Origin of the sequence: Ilumatobacter sp. (genome assembly GCF_046290335.1) — a bacterium.
GTDB lineage: Bacteria > Actinomycetota > Acidimicrobiia > Acidimicrobiales > Ilumatobacteraceae > Ilumatobacter_A.
The window spans coordinates 1,341,086-1,356,213 of record NZ_JBKAGH010000001.1 but is presented as its reverse complement, the minus strand read 5'-3'; the positions used below and the strand labels follow the sequence as shown (position 1 = coordinate 1,356,213).

Annotated in this window: 15 protein-coding genes; 7 read left to right on the top strand and 8 right to left on the bottom strand. The window is 67.0% G+C overall.

Annotated features, from left to right (window positions below; all coding sequences use genetic code 11):
- Nucleotides 1-16 precede the first annotated feature (16 nt).
- From ACE37B_RS06055 to ACE37B_RS06040, 4 genes are all read right to left on the bottom strand, one after another.
- Nucleotides 17-676 carry a GNAT family N-acetyltransferase gene (locus tag ACE37B_RS06055; RefSeq protein ID WP_409922376.1) on the bottom strand — a complete coding sequence of 220 codons (660 nt, stop codon included), beginning with the start codon at nucleotides 674-676 and terminating at the stop codon, nucleotides 17-19.
- A gap of 67 nt (nucleotides 677-743) precedes the next feature.
- On the bottom strand, nucleotides 744-1,151 hold the full coding sequence (locus ACE37B_RS06050; RefSeq protein ID WP_409922375.1) for a VOC family protein: 408 nt from the start codon (nucleotides 1,149-1,151) through the stop codon (nucleotides 744-746).
- A gap of 75 nt (nucleotides 1,152-1,226) precedes the next feature.
- A complete protein-coding gene (locus tag ACE37B_RS06045) occupies nucleotides 1,227-1,976 on the bottom strand; it encodes a DinB family protein (protein ID WP_409922374.1) in 750 nt (249 codons plus the stop codon).
- A gap of 39 nt (nucleotides 1,977-2,015) precedes the next feature.
- Nucleotides 2,016-3,653, bottom strand: coding sequence for a thiamine pyrophosphate-binding protein (locus ACE37B_RS06040; RefSeq protein WP_409922373.1), 1,638 nt, complete (start codon nucleotides 3,651-3,653; stop codon nucleotides 2,016-2,018).
- A gap of 186 nt (nucleotides 3,654-3,839) precedes the next feature.
- Between ACE37B_RS06040 and ACE37B_RS06035 the strand changes: the two genes are divergently transcribed.
- A complete protein-coding gene (locus tag ACE37B_RS06035) occupies nucleotides 3,840-4,895 on the top strand; it encodes a nitrilase-related carbon-nitrogen hydrolase (protein WP_409922372.1) in 1,056 nt (351 codons plus the stop codon).
- Nucleotides 4,896-4,945: 50 nt separating this feature from the next.
- On the opposite strand, the gene ACE37B_RS06030 is transcribed toward ACE37B_RS06035, so the two are convergent.
- The 3 genes from ACE37B_RS06030 to ACE37B_RS06020 all read right to left on the bottom strand — a co-directional run bounded on the left by ACE37B_RS06030 (nucleotide 4,946) and on the right by ACE37B_RS06020 (nucleotide 6,950).
- Nucleotides 4,946-5,413 carry a nuclear transport factor 2 family protein gene (locus tag ACE37B_RS06030; RefSeq protein ID WP_409922371.1) on the bottom strand — a complete coding sequence of 156 codons (468 nt, stop codon included), beginning with the start codon at nucleotides 5,411-5,413 and terminating at the stop codon, nucleotides 4,946-4,948.
- A gap of 60 nt (nucleotides 5,414-5,473) precedes the next feature.
- Nucleotides 5,474-5,956 carry a cyclic nucleotide-binding/CBS domain-containing protein gene (locus ACE37B_RS06025; protein ID WP_409922370.1) on the bottom strand — a complete coding sequence of 161 codons (483 nt, stop codon included), beginning with the start codon at nucleotides 5,954-5,956 and terminating at the stop codon, nucleotides 5,474-5,476.
- Between the two features lie 154 nt (nucleotides 5,957-6,110).
- On the bottom strand, nucleotides 6,111-6,950 hold the full coding sequence (locus tag ACE37B_RS06020; protein WP_409922898.1) for a sugar phosphate isomerase/epimerase family protein: 840 nt from the start codon (nucleotides 6,948-6,950) through the stop codon (nucleotides 6,111-6,113).
- A gap of 227 nt (nucleotides 6,951-7,177) precedes the next feature.
- On the opposite strand from ACE37B_RS06020, the gene ACE37B_RS06015 reads away from it, so the two are divergent.
- The 5 genes from ACE37B_RS06015 (at nucleotide 7,178) to ACE37B_RS05995 (ending at nucleotide 12,669) form a co-directional block, all read left to right on the top strand.
- On the top strand, nucleotides 7,178-8,320 hold the full coding sequence (locus ACE37B_RS06015) for an ABC transporter ATP-binding protein (protein WP_409922369.1): 1,143 nt from the start codon (nucleotides 7,178-7,180) through the stop codon (nucleotides 8,318-8,320).
- Between the two features lie 145 nt (nucleotides 8,321-8,465).
- A complete protein-coding gene (locus tag ACE37B_RS06010; protein WP_409922368.1) occupies nucleotides 8,466-9,695 on the top strand; it encodes a PotD/PotF family extracellular solute-binding protein in 1,230 nt (409 codons plus the stop codon).
- Nucleotides 9,696-9,881: 186 nt separating this feature from the next.
- Nucleotides 9,882-10,808 (top strand): ABC transporter permease, encoded by a 927-nt coding sequence (locus ACE37B_RS06005; RefSeq protein ID WP_409922897.1) that lies wholly within the window; start codon nucleotides 9,882-9,884, stop codon nucleotides 10,806-10,808.
- On the top strand, nucleotides 10,805-11,629 hold the full coding sequence (locus ACE37B_RS06000; protein WP_409922367.1) for an ABC transporter permease: 825 nt from the start codon (nucleotides 10,805-10,807) through the stop codon (nucleotides 11,627-11,629). The genes ACE37B_RS06005 and ACE37B_RS06000 overlap by 4 nt, the downstream gene beginning before the upstream one ends.
- Nucleotides 11,626-12,669, top strand: a complete 1,044-nt coding sequence (locus ACE37B_RS05995) for an agmatine/peptidylarginine deiminase (protein ID WP_409922366.1) — start codon at nucleotides 11,626-11,628, stop codon at nucleotides 12,667-12,669. The genes ACE37B_RS06000 and ACE37B_RS05995 overlap by 4 nt, the downstream gene beginning before the upstream one ends.
- 103 nt (nucleotides 12,670-12,772) lie before the next feature.
- Here ACE37B_RS05995 and ACE37B_RS05990 read toward each other — a convergent pair whose 3' ends face one another.
- The gene (locus ACE37B_RS05990) at nucleotides 12,773-13,153 is read right to left on the bottom strand and encodes an HPF/RaiA family ribosome-associated protein (RefSeq protein WP_409922365.1); all 381 of its coding nucleotides are present in this window, start codon (nucleotides 13,151-13,153) and stop codon (nucleotides 12,773-12,775) included.
- Nucleotides 13,154-13,333: 180 nt separating this feature from the next.
- Between ACE37B_RS05990 and ACE37B_RS05985 the strand changes: the two genes are divergently transcribed.
- Complete coding sequence (locus ACE37B_RS05985; protein WP_409922364.1) at nucleotides 13,334-15,124, top strand: UGSC family (seleno)protein; 1,791 nt, start codon at nucleotides 13,334-13,336, stop codon at nucleotides 15,122-15,124.
- Nucleotides 15,125-15,128 lie beyond the last annotated feature (4 nt).

Here is a 15,128-nt window from a genome sequence, read left to right as displayed (position 1 = left end):
CAGCGTGGTGGTGTCGTCACGTGGTCGCGTCCGCCGGTCGGCGCCAGACGATGCAACTCGCGAAGCTGTCGACCTTGGGGTCGTGGAGGTAGCCGGGAAGCGCGCACAGCGCGTCGAAGCCGTTCGACAGCTGGAACGTCAGTGTCGGATCCACGAGATCGCCGCGCCGTACGGCATCGATGTACTCGTCTGCGGTCATCTCGTGCTTGTGGTCGGCGAAGCCGGGGATGACGCCGCCCGCCACGATGCCGTCGAGCCCGAGTTCGGCGCAGACCGCCTTGCGGAGTTCGTACAACTCGTTGCCGATCCCGCGGCGACGATGCGACTCGAGCACGGCGATCGTGATGCCGTAGTACCAACGACCGTCCGGCTCGTGGCCACAACCATCGTCGGTCAAGATGTCGTCGATCGTGTGGAGCGGGGCGGCGAGATCGAAATGCGTGCGAATGCCCGTACCGACCGCGACGATCTCGTCACCGTCGAACCCGATGAAGCAACCCTCGGGGAAGCGTCGTGCCATGTCGGCGAACTGCGCAGCACTGCAGAGGTGATCCGGATCCGCGGTGGAGAAGACTCCGTGCTCGACCGCCTCGAGCCGGTCGGCCCACTCCTCGCGGATGTGCCGGTAGGCGAGGCCGGATCGTGCCCCGACCGAGACGATGTCGCTGTCACTCATGCCGACCAGTCTGCCCCGTACGGTCTCGTCGTCCGGTTCCCTGACCTCGTTCGCCCCGTCGGCCCCGTCAGGAGGCCTGACCGTTCGGCGGGCCGAGCAGGTCCCACGTGTTGCCGGCGACGTCGCGGAACACCGCGACACGACCGTAGGGCTCGTCGCGTGGCGCGCTCACGAACTCGACTCCGCGGTCGAGCATATGGCGATAGCTGGCGTCGAAGTCGTCGACTCGGAGAAAGACTCCGACCCGTCCGGCGAACTGCATTCCGATCGCCGTGCGTTGGCGCTCGCCGTCGGCTCGGGCAAGAAGGAGCCCGGTCGCAGCGCCGGGCGGTCGCACCACCACCCATCGTTTCGGCCGCCCGTCGTTGGTCGTGGACGGCGTGTCCTCGACGAGGTCGAAGCCCAACGCGTGCACGTAGAAGTCGATGGCTCGGTCGTAGTCGTCGACGATGATCGCAGTGTGCTCGATGTGCATCCGCCGACGGTAGATGAGATGCGTTCCCCGTCGAACCGCCCGCCGTGGCGAGCGGCTCGCGCTCGCGTGGTGTCGTCAGCCGTGGCCGGTCGCGCCGAGCAGGGCGAGATCTCGTCGGACGTAGCGCAGATGTGCCCACTCCTCTTCCAGGATCACGCGCACGCAGTCGCCGACCGTGGGGTGCCAGTCGTCGCTTCCGTCCCACGGGTTGTGGCGGTCCTCGGCGAGCAGGTCCGGCGTCGAGGTCGCCAAGAAGTCGGTCACCATCTGCTGTCGTTCGGCACGCACGACGAGAATCTCCTCGAACGTCGGCGGGTCGACTCGGAAGATCGACATGTCGAAGCCCATCGATGCTGCGCCTGCGAAGATCTGACCGATCTCGTGGAACGGCTGCTTCAGCCGCATGATCCCGCCGCGGAGCCACGCATCGGTGGCCAGGACGAGGTGACGCAACGTCTCGGCCAGCGACCACTCGTCGTCGACGCGGACGTTCACCAACTCCGGATCCGTCGTGGTCACGGTCGCCTCCCACGCCGCCTGCGCTGCGACCCAACCGTCACGTAGGCCCTCGGGGGTCTGTGCCGTCTGCAGTTCGCGGCCCGGGAACCGCCGGTTGAGTTCGGCGTCGACGAGCGGCACCACGTCGACGCCGTTCACGATCAGGCTGGCGAAGGACAGGTCGTGGCTGTCGATGTCGAGGCCGTTCACGTCGACGCTCCGCATGGTCACGTCGCTGACGTCACACGACCGCAGGGTCGCGCCCCGAAAGCTCGTCCTGACGAAGGTCGCGCCTTCGAATCCCTCGGTGATCGGCGAGTCGCTCATGTGCGCAGTCTGCACGATCCGAGATCTGTGCCGGGCACGTCAGACGTAGGTGGAGCCCTTCATCGCTCCGACGTCCTTACGCATCTCGACGTTCACCAACGCCGGTCTGCCCGACGCGAACGCCCGCTCGAGCGCGTCGGCGATCTCACCGGGTTCGGTGACGTGTTCGCCGTGACCGCCGAGAGCTTCGACCACCTTGTCGTAACGGGTCGGGCTCAACTCGGTGGCGACGAGGCGATCTTGGCCGTAGATCATCGCCTGTGGCCGCATCATCTGCCCCCACGCCGCGTCGTTGCCGACGACACCGACGATGGGGAGGCCGAAACGCACGGCCGTGTCGTACTCGAAGCCGTTGAGGCCGAACGAGCCGTCGCCGTAGATGATCATCACGCGGCGATCCGGGTTGGCGATCTGCGCCGCCAGGGCGAACGGCATCCCGACGCCGAGGGTGCCGAGCGGCCCCGGATCCATCCACGTCCCGTTCGGCGGCACCTTCAACACCTTGGAGGCTTGTGCGACGATGTCGCCGCCGTCGCCGATCACGATCATGTCGTCGTCGGTGGCGATGAAGTCGGCGATCTCGCGACACAACCGCATCGGGTCGATCGGGACCTCGTCGGAATCGAGTTGCTCGGCGAGCGCTGCGTCGGCGGCGTCCTCGATCGCACGGAGTGACGTCGAGTGATCACTCGCGTCGACGGCTCCGTCGAGTTCGGCCAGGAGCGCGTCGAGGTTGGCGCCGAGGTTGCCGACGAGGCCGACCGTGGCTGACCGGTTCTGGCCGATCAGCGTCTCGTCGAGGTCGAGTTGCACGATCTTCGCGTCGGCGGGGATCGACGCGCCGTACTGCATCCGGAAATCGAGGGGCGTGCCGGCGAGCACCACCACGTCGGCACCCGCCAGCGCCTGCTTGCGGCTCCGGTTGAAGAACTGTGGGTGGTTCATCGGCAGCTGTCCGCGACCCATGCCGTTGGTGAACACCGGGACGTGGGTTGCCTCGGCGAAGCGGCGCAGTGCCGGGCCGCCCTCCGACCACTTGAGTGCGGTCCCGGCCATGACCATCGGGGCGCGGGCGGACCGCAAGAGATCGGCAGCAGCGCAGATCGAGGCCGCGGGCGCCGTCGACGCGACCCGATAGTCACGAAAGGCGGGCAGCGTGATCTGGTCGAGGTCGATCGGCGAATGGAGCACGTCCATCGGGATCTCGAGGAACGCCGGTCCGGGCACGCCGGACATCGCCGTGCGGATGCCGGCTTCGATGTACTCACCGATCCGTGAGGTCTCGTAGCACGCATCGGCCCACTTCGTGATCGGCCGCATCAGCGACACGTGATCCATCTCCTGCAACGAGCCACGCCGCAGGTTGTTGAACGGACCCTGACCACCGAACACGAGGATGGGCGAGTTGGCACGCCACGCGTTGGCCACGCCGGTCACCCCGTCGGTCACGCCCGGACCGGCGGTCAGGATCGCCACCCCGACCCGCCCGGGGTTGAGTCGTGCCCACGCGTCGGCAGCATGCGTCGCCGCTTGCTCGTGGCGAACGTCGACGACGCGGATTCCCTCGTCGATGCAGCCGTCGTAGATGCCCATCACGTGCCCGCCCGACAGCGTGAACACACACTCGACCCCGGCCGCCTTCAGCGCCTTGGCTGCGAGTCGTCCTCCGTGGCTCATGATGATCGGTCCCTTCTCGTCGGCGTCGCGATCACGGTAGTTCCTGCGATGCAGGCGGCTCGCGGTCCGGTGTCGTTCGAGTGACGGCGCGACCGTCTCCGTGGGCGTCCCGGTGCGATGCATGCACGCGCTGTTTCGACGGCTGAAGGGTGCTGGTCGGAGCGTGTCGTCGTCGATACTGGTGCGATGACGACGTTCGACGTTCGCACCCATGTCGACGAGGCGCTGCCGTCGCCGTTCCGGACCGAGGCGCCGACGCGACCTCCGTTGCGGGTCGGTGCGGTCCAGTGTGCATGGTCGGCCGATTCCGACGAGTTGTGTGCCCGGGTGAGCGAGGGCGTGGCGATCGCCGCCGAGGCAGGAGCCACCTTCGTCGCATTGCAGGAACTGACGCTTTCGCCGTACTTCTGCGTGGACGACGACGTGGACGACGCCGTCGACCGTTTCGCCGAAGACCTCGAGACGGGTCCGACTGCGGCCCTCGCGCGGGAGTTGGCTGTCTGCCACGGCATCCACGTCCACGCCTCGTTGTTCGAGCGTGTCGAGGCGACGACGTCGTGCGACGATCGTCCCCGCGGGTACAACACGGCCATCTGCGTCGACGCTGCCGGTGAGGTCGTCAGCCGCACCCGCAAGACCCACATTCCCGAGTTTCCGTACTACTGGGAGGATCGCTATTTCGAGCCGTCGGATGCCGACGCCGGGGTCGTCGATGTCGACGGAGCGAGCTTCGCGTTCCCGACCTGCTGGGATCAGTGGTTCCCGGAACTGGCGCGCTGCCTGTCGCTCGATGGTGCCGAGGTCATCGTCTACCCGACCGCGATCGGCAACGAGCCTCATGTGCCCGACTGCGACTCGCAGCCCATGTGGCACCAGATGATCACCGCGAACGGACTCGCCAACGCGACCTTCATGATCGCGGTCAACCGCATCGGAACCGAAGGCGCGCTCACGTTCTACGGCTCGTCGTTCATCTCCGATCCCTACGGCCGCACGCTCGTCGAGGCGTCTCGTGACACGCCCACCGTGCTCGTCGCCGACCTCGACCTCGATCAGCGACGGGACTGGCTGTCGTTCGGCCTGCTCTACACCCGCCGACCCGATCGCTACGGACGACTGATGCAGACCTCCGACCTCGGTCGGCCCCTGACGCGTCGGGGTGACACGGGCGCTGACGGCGCTGGTCAACCGCTGGGGTCTGACCCCAGGTGTTCGGGTGGCGGGTCAACGTCTGGGGTCTGACCCCAGGTGTTGACGGCGCTCGCTGTCGGTGGCGGCTCTCCGCGGTGCGGTCAGAAGGTGAGGCGGTGCCCTGGGGCGGTGTCGTCGATCTGGATCGCGACGTTCCAGCGGGGGAGGCACTGTTTGTGCTGGAACTTCCAACCTTCCTGGGTGCGGACGACGACATCGTGGTAGTCGCCGCCATACAGGCGCTTGGGAGCGTGGTCGGGCCGGGTGAACGGTGCGATGAACTTGCTGTGCACGTCGACCGGCCCCGCCGGGTCTGCTGAGTCGTCGACGACGATGTTGGTCACGTGATGCGCCGGAGGGTGCTGCAGATCGACCTGCCGGAACCATTCCACGATGTCGGCGCGACCTTCTCGTTCGACCGTCGAGGTTCCGCCTCGGTAGTCGATCGAGGCGTCATCGACGAACAGCGCAGCGAACGCTTCCCAGTCGCGATGGTCGATCGTGTGCCCGTACCGACCGAGCAACTGATGGATCGAGATGATGTCGTCGCCTCCGAGCATGCGCGTCATCCTGGCAGCCGGGCAACCGCCGATCGCAGGCGTGGGGACTCGCGGCGCCCGCGAACGTCGCTACAGCACGTAGGCGCCGAGGAGGTCGCGCATCGACACCACGCCGGCGAGTTCGCCGTCGTCGTCGGCGACGAGGATGTGGCGCACGTAGGTCTCGAGCATCTCTTCGGCCACGTCGCCGACGGTGAGCGAACTGACCGCCCACTTGATCGAGCTCGACTCGACCTGCGCGACCGTCGTCGTGTCGACGTCGAGGCCGTTGGCGATGGCGGCCACGAGATCGCGTTCGGACACGACGCCTTCGATACCGCCGTCACCTTCGACCACCGCGATGCTCGTGTCGCCGTTGCGCAACGCGATCGCGGCGTCGCGCAGCGGCGTCGACGGTGCGAGTCGGATGATCTCGTCGGCGACGAACGCCAGCACGGGTTGTGCGCCCGCCTGGCCCACGACGGGGTCGTCGCCGTCGGTGAAGTCGTTGGAGGTGTCATCGGCGTAGCCGGCGTCACGCTCTTCGGTGGGGAAGTCTCGGTCCTGTCTCACCTCCCTAGTGTGCGATGAGCGGCGTCGAGCCCGACAGGGTCCAACGGCACGTCATGCCGTCACGCCACCGCCGCCACATCATCGCCGCCGCGCCGTCAAGGGGCATCGTGTCGGGCGGCATCGTGTCGCGTGTTCGGGATGCGACGGACGTTGGTCAGGCGTGAGCGGCGGTGAGCACGCGCCGCATCCCGTCGGCACAGCGCTGCACGTGGTCGCCAGCGGGCTCGCCCCAGACGTCGTCGTTGCAGACTTCCAGCGACCACGGAACGTCGACGCCCGAATCGAGCAGGAGCCGGACGAAACCGACGGCGTCGAACTCGCCCTCGCCAGGTGGCACGCGGTTGCGGAGACAGTCCTGCTTGTAGTCGTCGAGTTGCGCGACCAGCGGGCCGTCGCTCATCTGGATGCCGGTGATCAGGTCGCTGGGAATCGCACGGATCATGTCGAGATCGGCCGCGCCACGAGCGTGATGCCAGATGTCGACGCAGGCGCCGCCGTTCGGGCGACCGGCCTGCTCGACGATGCGCCGGACGTCGTCGGCATGCGTGAGATTGGTGAATGGCAAGAACTCCAGGCCGACGACCGCGCCGTGTTCGGCCGCACGGTCGCAGAGCGCCCCGAACGCCCGGGCTGCGTCGTCGATCGTGCCGTGGTATGGCCCGATCGCCTGGACGTAGCGGCTCTCGAAAGCGTCGACCAGGTGCCACACCAGCGCTTCGAACTCGAGGTACGAGTCACTCGGCGTCGCGTCGGCCCATCCCGACAGGGCTTCGACCTCGGCGAGGCACAGCGACGCCGCGTCGAGATCATCGCGGAACCGGCCGATGGAGTACCCCTGCGCCGCCAACGTCGGGAACTGTCCGGCGAAGAAGCCGAGCCCGGCGAACCCAGCAGCGCTCGCTGCGGTGATCCGATCGTCGATCGGATGGTCACGACCGAGGGTGAAGTGGCTGAGCACGAGATCGTCGCTGCGCAGGTCGCGGGGCGATCGCATCGTCGTCACCGCCGGAACGTACCATCCGCTCGGCGCCCCGCTGCTGGTGGGGCTCGTGTGAACACTCCGTTTCGCAGGGCCGCTGACGGCACCGGCGGTCGCCGCGGACCTGCCCGACGGCCTAGTCTGTCGCGTTCATCAGCCGACGAGCGGTCGTCGGCGAAGTCCGGTGGCGACTGGAGAGGTGGGAGCAGGCAGCGTGAAGACGTTCTTGATCGGGCGGGGCGATGACGGCTGACGTCATCGCGCTCGACGGTGTGCGCAAGACCTTCGGCGATTTCGTCGCGGTCCAGGGCGCCAACTTCTCGATCCGCGAAGGGGAATTCTTCGCAATGCTCGGTCCATCGGGGTGCGGCAAGACGACGACCCTCAAGATGATCGCCGGGTTCGAGCAGCCGACGTCGGGCAGTGTGCTGCTCAACGGCAACGACGTCAGCCGCGTCGCTCCCTACAAGCGCAACGTCAACACGGTCTTCCAGAACTACGCGCTGTTCCCGCACATGACGGTGGCCGACAACGTCCGCTACGGGCCCAAGTCGCGCCGCGTCGCGAAGTCCGAGTACGAGCCGCATGTCAACGAGATGCTCGAGGTCGTACGCCTCGCCGATTTCGCCCATCGCAAGCCGACGCAACTGTCGGGCGGGCAGCAGCAGCGAGTCGCCCTCGCCCGTGCGCTCGTCAACTATCCGAGCGCACTCCTGCTCGACGAACCGCTCGCGGCACTCGACCTCAAGCTGCGCGAGGCGATGCAGTTCGAATTGAAGCGGATCCAGCGCGAAGTCGGCATCACCTTCGTGTTCGTCACCCACGATCAAGGTGAGGCCCTCACGATGAGCGACCGGATCGCGGTCATGAGCGAAGGCGTCGTCGAGCAGATCGGTACGCCCGAAGAGATCTACAACCGGCCCGCCTCGCTGTTCGTGGCGGGATTCATCGGCTCCGCGAACCTGCTGCCGGGCACCGTCACGCAGCGTGACGGTGACGACGTGGTCGTCGACCTCATCGGCGGCGCCACGGTCCGCGCCACCGACGGATCGGGACATCAGGTCGGTGATGACGTGTCGGTCATGCTGCGACCGGAGCGTCTCGTCGTCGCCACCGAGTCGAACGCCGACGGTCGTTCCATCGCGAGCACCGTGATCGACGTCGTGTTCCAGGGGGCGTCGGCGCGCCTGCGAGTGGCGCTCGCCGACGGCAGCGAGGTCATCGCCACGGTCGCTGCGGGCACCGATCTCCCGTTTCTGCTCCCCGGCAACGACGTCCATCTCGGCTGGACCCCTGGCGCCGCGTATGTGCTCACCGGTCATCCCGCTCATGCCGGTGCCACCTCTGACGACATCGACACCCTCGAGGCCCAAGCGCAGAACTGACTCGCTGTCCGTCGCCCGACGGCATTCTCTGCCATCCATCTCTGCCATCCATCTCTGCCATCCATCTCTGCCATCCATCTCTGCCAGCGATCTTCCATCCATCTCTCACCCAGCCCGGCTCAGCCGGCGACGAAAGGACATTCCCATGAACCGATCGACCCCCAACCCGTTCCCGATGCGGGGAAGCGGCCTGAGCCGTCGACAGTTGCTGCGACGCGCGGGAGCGATGGGCGCAGCCGGCGTCTCCCTGCCGGCACTCCTCGCAGCCTGTGGCGGCAGCGACGGCGACAGCGATGCCCCGACCACCGAGCCGTCCGACCAAAGCGGTGGTGACGATCCTCCCGCCAGCGGCGGTGGCAACTCGCTGTTCTTCGAGAACTGGCCCGAGTACATCGACCCCACCGAGGACGGACTCACCGGCACCGTCGATCGGTTCATCGCGGCGAGCGGCGTCGAGATGCGTTACGCGGAGACCTACAACGACAACGTCGAGTACTTCGCCAAGATCCAGCCGCTGCTCGGCAGCGGACGCACGATCGAGCCCGACATCATCGCGCCGACCTCCTGGTTGGTCGGCCGCCTCATCGGCCTCGGCTGGCTCGACAAATTGCCGGTCGACCAGGTGCCCAACGCGGCCAACCTGCGCGCCGACCTGCAGAATCCGTCGTGGGATCCGACCGGCGAGTACTCGCTCCCGTGGCAGACCGGGTTCGCCGGCATCGCCTACAACCTCGAGGCCACCGGCCGAGAGCTCACCAGCACGGCCGATCTGTTCGACCCGGAGTTCAACGGCAAGATCGGCATGCTCACCGAGATGCGCGACACGATGGGCCTCTTGATGCTCGCCGACGGTGTCGACATCTCGACCGTCTCGACGTTCGACGCGGCCGCTGCGGCGTTCGAGCGCCTCGAAGAGGCGAAGAACAACGGCCAGATCCGCCGCTTCACCGGCAACGACTACCTCAACGACCTGAGCACCGGCAACTTCGCCGCCTGCATCGGCTGGTCGGGCGACGTCGTGCAGCTGTCGGTCGAGAACCCGAACATCCGCTTCGTCATCCCCGAGGAGGGCGGCACGAGCTGGGCTGATGCGATGGTCATGCCGAAGGGCGCAGCCAACCGCGACGCCGCAGCGAAGTGGATGGACTTCTGCTACGACCCGGTGCAAGCCGCGCAGATCACGGCGTGGGTGCAGTACGTGTCGCCGGTCGCCGGTGTTCGCGACGAACTCGCGAAGATCGATCCCGAGCTGGCGGAGAACCCGCTGCTGTTCCCCGATGACGAGACGGTGTCGCGCACCTTCGCCTTCGCCAACCTGGCCGAGGACGTCGAAGCCGAATACGACGCCCGATTCGCCGAGATCACGGGCGCCTGACGCGCCACTCGTCATGACGCAACACCAGCCATGACACAGACGGAGTCGCCGGCGACGCGCAGCGCACCGGGTTGGACCGCTCATCCCGAGCGGGTCGGACTCGGCGCGCTGCTGCTCGCCGGCGTACTCCTCATCGCTGTCGGTATGCGCCTCGTCACCGGGGTCATCGCCACGCTCGCGCTGGCGATGACGCTCGGGGCGGTGGTCGCGCTCGTCGTCGCCGCCCTCCTCGGGGGGCCGGAGGTTCGCCGCAAGCTGGCGCCGTACGGCCTCCTCAAGCCGGGCATGCTCTGGCTGGCGTTGTTCTACCTCGCGCCGCTGTTCACGCTGTTGCGCAACTCGCTGTCGACGCTGCCGAGTCGGTTCGCGATCGACGCCGAGTTCGACTGGAACATCGGGAACTACGCGACGGCGTTCACCGATTTCGGGCCGCAGTTCGGTCGAGCGTTTCTCTTCGCGGCCATCGCGACCGTACTGACGATCGTCATCGGCTATCCGCTCGCCTATGTCATCGCGTTCCGCGGCGGCAAGTACCGGTCGTTTCTGCTCGGGTTGGTGATCATTCCGTTCTTCACGTCGTTCCTCATCCGCACGATCGCGTGGCAGAGCCTGCTGGCCGACAGCGGGCCGATCCCCAGCTTCCTGTCGACGGTCGGGGTGCAGCCCATTCTCGACGCGGTCGGGATCATGGACGGCGAAAAGCTGCTCAACACGCCCGCCGCGGTCATCGGTGGCCTCACCTACAACTTCTTGCCGTTCATGATCCTGCCGATCTACGTCAGTCTCGAAAAGATCGACGTCAACCTCGTCGACGCAGCGAAAGACCTGTATTCCGGCTCGGTGCGAGCGTTCGCGAAGATCGTCTTCCCGCTGTCGCTTCCCGGCGTGTTCGCCGGCACGCTGCTCACGTTCATCCCGGCGAGCGGTGACTTCGTCAACCAGCAGTATCTCGGCAACCCCAACACGTCGGTGGTGGGCCAGTCGATCCAGAACCAGTTCCTCGTGCAGAACAACCTGCCGGTCGCTGCGGCGATGTCGCTGGTGCTGATGGTGATCATCACCGTCGGCGTCGTCGTCTACAGCCGATTCTTCGGGACGGAGGACCTGGCGTGAGCGAGCCGACGTCGGTGCGCGGTTCGATCGCTCGGTGGGGCCTCAACGGCTTCGCCGCATTCGGGCTGCTGTACCTGTTCCTCCCGATCATCTGGATCGTCGTCTTCTCGTTCAACCAGCCGCGGGGCAAGTTCAACTTCGTGTGGCAAGAGGCCACGCTCGACAACTGGCGCGACCCGCTGAAGGACGAAGGTCTGACCGACGCGCTCGTCGAGAGCCTGCGCATCGCAGCGATCTCCACCGTGATCGCCACGATCCTCGGTTCGCTGATCGCGATCGGTCTCGTCCGCTACCGGTTCAAGGGCAACGTCTTTCTCGACTTCTTGTTGATCTTGCCGCTGACGACCCCGGAAGTGGTGATCGGCTCGTCGCTGCGAGCGCAGTTCCTCGACCTCGAGGTGTTCGGTCGCCAGATCGAGTTCGGCGTGTGGACACTCGTGATCTCGCACGTGATGTTCCAGATCTCGTTCGTCGCGCTGACCGTCCGAGCGCGTCTGCGCGGCTTCAACTGGTCGTTGGAAGACGCTGCCCAGGATCTCGGCGCGTCCCCGCTGCGAACGTTCTGGACGGTGACGTTCCCCCTGATCCTGCCCGGCATCCTCGCTGCCGCGTTGTTGTCGTTCGCGCTGTCGATCGACGACTTCATCATCTCGGTCTTCAACAACGGCTCGGTCAACACGTTCCCGCTCTTCGTCAACGCGAGCTTCAAGAACTCGTTCTCACCGCAGATCAACGTGCTCGCCACGATCCTGCTCGTCGTGTCGGTGGCCTTGATGATGTCGGGTGCGTTGGCGAGCCGGCTTCGCCGCAACCCGAAGTGATCGCACCGGCGAGCGGCGGCTGGCGTATGCCAGCGGAGTGGGAGCCGCACGAGCGCTGCCTGATCGCCTGGCCGACGCGCCGTGAGCTGTGGGGCCACCACCTCGACGCTGCACGTGCCGAACATGCCGCTGTTGCCGTGGCGGTGGCGGCGTTCGAGCCGGTGACGGTCGTCGCCGCGCCCGGTGACGCGGACTCGGCGCGTGCCGAGTGCCCTGCTGACGTCGACGTGATCGAGTTGGCGATCGACGACTCGTGGCTGCGCGACTCCGGCCCGCTCGGCATCGTCGACGACTGCGGGAATCGGCGAGCGGTCGACTTCGAGTTCAACGCCTGGGGCGAGCGCTGGCACCCCTTCGACGACGACCGGCAGATCTCGCGTCGGCTGCTCGAGCGCCTCGGCATAGAACGCGTGGAGTCGCCGATGGTGCTCGAAGGGGGCTCGATCACCGTCGACGGACAGGGCACGGCGATCACCACCGAACAGTGCCTCCTGCACCCGAATCGGAACCCGGAGTGGTCGCGAGCCGACATCGAGGCCGAACTCGCCCGCACGCTCGGTGTCTCGAGGGTGATCTGGCTGCCCTGGGGATTCGCCGAAGACGACGAGACCGACGGGCACGTCGACGGTGTGTGCACGTTCGCGGCACCCGGGGTGGTCGTGGCGCACGGCGTCCCCGATACGACGGAGTTCCCTGGGAATCCGAACGCCGATCTGATGCGAGCGAACCTCGACGTGCTGCGCTCGGCGGTCGATGCGACCGGTGCGCCCTTCGAGGTGATCGAGATTCCGCACATCTCCTACTTCGACGTCGATGATGCGCCGTATCGCACGAGTGCGATGAACTTCTACGTCGCCAACCGCGGCGTCGTGGTGCCCGTCGCCGACGGCGACGGAAGCGAACGCGATCGGATCGTGCTCGACGTCATCTCCGCAGCGTTCCCGGATCGTGAGGTCGTCGGAGTACGCAGCCGCCTGCTCGCCTTCGGCGGCGGAGGCGTGCATTGCATCACGCAGCAGGTGCCCGCCGCTGGCGCCTGAACGACGAGCGCCCGATCACCTCGAGGTGATCGGGCGCACTTGCCGCCGGGGCCAGGGGCGTGCCTGGCACTGCCAGCGCGGTGACGCTCTGACGCGGTGCGTCTCAGTGACGTCCCGAGATCGACTCGCCGTGACGGCGAGCGTGCTGACGCCGATCGACCTGCTTGCGAAGTTGCTCGTGCAGGCGGTCGGCGGCGAGGTCGGCGGCCCCGTTCATCGTCTCCGCGTCGGCGTGTGCGTGAACGGGCGTGCCGTTGAGCACGACCGACAGCTTCGCCTTCGCCCGTCGCACGTGGTGCGGATCGGTCTTGTGCTCGAGGAAGATCCGGCAGTGCAACACCGGCAGATCGACATCGTGAAGCGCATGGCTGACCGCGTCGACCGCGTGGCGCTGCTCGCCTTCGGAGACTTCCCCTGAGATGGCGAGCTCGGTCGTGATGAGCTGCTCCTCGTCATGGGGATCGTTGATGGGGGCCTGTGTCATCGTCACTCCTTCACGTGATCGATTGTGTCCTCGATGGCTTGCTCCGGCCGTCTGCTGCGGCCGGTCTGATTCCACGATGCCGCAACGGCGTCCTCCCTGTCAGGGGCGAAGGTCACTGGTCTGGTTCGCTGGTCTGGCTCACTCGTCTGATCGGCCACCGTGATCGGCAAGACTGGACCGATGGACACGACCAGCGATCCGGACGGCGACTCGAGGAGCGATGTCTGCTACGACGTCGTGTGGCCGAAGTCGACCCGCGGGATCGCTCCGACGCCCCTGGCACCGCGTCTCGACGGTCTCGCTGGCCGACGTGTCGCGTTCTTGTGGGACGATCTGTTCCGCGGTGACGAGATCTTCCCCGTACTCGCCGAGGAACTGAACGCTCGCTACCCGGATCTCGACATCATCGGCTACGAGCATTTCGGCAACACGCACGGTAGCGACGAGGCGGCCGTGATCGCCGCACTGCCCGAAGAGTTGCATCGTCGCCACATCGACGCCGTCGTGTCGGCGATGGGCTGTTGAGGTAGCTGTACGCCCGCCGTGATGCGGGCATCGATCGCTGCCGAAACCGTCGGGATCCCGTCGGTCTCGCTCGTCTGTCACGGCTTCGTCGGGCAGGCCACGGCCACCGGCCGCGGGCTCGGAATCGATGGCATGCGACTCGCGGTGATGCCGCACCATGTCGACGCGCAATCGGCCGAGTCGATGCTCGCCGACGTTCGCGCATCACTCGTCGATCAGGTCGTCGACGGCCTGACGACCGCCCACCACGAACGTCCGAGCACCGGGACCCTGCGTACCGGGACCGTGCGCACCGAGTTGACCCCGCTCGATGTCGCGGTGACCGGGACGATCGACGAGATCTACGAGGCGTTCGTCGATCGCGGGTGGTCGGACGGGTCACCATTCATTCCACCGACCCGCGAGCGCGTCGACTCGTTTCTCGCGGCCTGCGGGCACGACCCGTGGCGATGCCTCGGCACCGCCGCCTCGTCGGGACGAGACATCACGATCTGGTCGATCGCCGTCAACGCCGTCATGGCGGGGTGCCGCGCCGAGGATCTTCCCGTGCTGATCGCCGCGGCGGAGATCCTCGCCGGCGACCAGTACGGCGCTGCGCACTCGGGCAACACGACGGGCGCTGACGCGTTGATGATCCTCGACGGACCGTGCGTTGCCGAACTCGGGTTCCACCATGGTGCGGGTGCGCTCCGGGAGGGGCATCGTGCGAACACGACCGTCGGTCGTTGGCTCCGACTGTTCTTGCGCAACGTCTTCGACTTCACGGCCGACGAGCACGACAAGGCGACCTTCGGGAACTCGGCGCGCGTCGTCCTGGCCGAGGACCTGGAGACACTGGCCGACATCGGGTGGCCGCCGCTGAGCGCCGACTTCGGGTTCGACGACGCCGACGATGTGCTCACGATGACGCGGCTCAACAGCGGGTTGATCATCGGCAGCGTCTACGGCTCGACCCCCGAGGAGATCTTGCCCTACCTCGCCGACGGCCTGGTCCGGGTGAGCGGATGGGATCTCACCCACGTGTACGGGCTCGGTCAGGCCCAGTACCGACCGCTGTTGATCCTGTCGCCCGTTCTCGCCCGCGTGTTCGCAGCCGCCGGTTGGTCCAAAGCCCACGTTCGCGGCGCGCTGTTCGAGCGTGCGCGACTCCCGGCACGACGCTTCGAGCAACTGATCGGGGAGTGGACCAACCTGACGTCGGGGAGGCGGCGACTCGTCGATCTCGCCGTGGCCGGGCACGTGCCGCCGGTCTTCGGCGTATCCGACGATCCAGAACGTCTCGTGCCGATCGTCACGACGCCCGAGCAATTCGCCATCGCCGTCGCGGGTGACCCGGGACGCACCAACGCGTACGTGTTCAGCAACGACGGGCCGCACGGAGACTGGACCGCACGTGCGATCGACCGTGCGAAATCGACCGATCTGCTGTGCCGCGACGAGCCGTGATCGT

Coding starts and splice junctions, on each gene's coding strand:
- ACE37B_RS06055 (WP_409922376.1), bottom strand. CDS start 676: ATGAGTGACAGCGACATCGTCTCGGTCGGGGCACGATCCGGCCTCGCC.
- ACE37B_RS06050 (WP_409922375.1), bottom strand. CDS start 1,151: ATGCACATCGAGCACACTGCGATCATCGTCGACGACTACGACCGAGCC.
- ACE37B_RS06045 (WP_409922374.1), bottom strand. CDS start 1,976: ATGAGCGACTCGCCGATCACCGAGGGATTCGAAGGCGCGACCTTCGTC.
- ACE37B_RS06040 (WP_409922373.1), bottom strand. CDS start 3,653: ATGAGCCACGGAGGACGACTCGCAGCCAAGGCGCTGAAGGCGGCCGGG.
- ACE37B_RS06035 (WP_409922372.1), top strand. CDS start 3,840: ATGACGACGTTCGACGTTCGCACCCATGTCGACGAGGCGCTGCCGTCG.
- ACE37B_RS06030 (WP_409922371.1), bottom strand. CDS start 5,413: ATGACGCGCATGCTCGGAGGCGACGACATCATCTCGATCCATCAGTTG.
- ACE37B_RS06020 (WP_409922898.1), bottom strand. CDS start 6,950: ATGCGATCGCCCCGCGACCTGCGCAGCGACGATCTCGTGCTCAGCCAC.
- ACE37B_RS06015 (WP_409922369.1), top strand. CDS start 7,178: ATGACGGCTGACGTCATCGCGCTCGACGGTGTGCGCAAGACCTTCGGC.
- ACE37B_RS06010 (WP_409922368.1), top strand. CDS start 8,466: ATGAACCGATCGACCCCCAACCCGTTCCCGATGCGGGGAAGCGGCCTG.
- ACE37B_RS06005 (WP_409922897.1), top strand. CDS start 9,882: ATGACGCTCGGGGCGGTGGTCGCGCTCGTCGTCGCCGCCCTCCTCGGG.
- ACE37B_RS05990 (WP_409922365.1), bottom strand. CDS start 13,153: ATGACACAGGCCCCCATCAACGATCCCCATGACGAGGAGCAGCTCATC.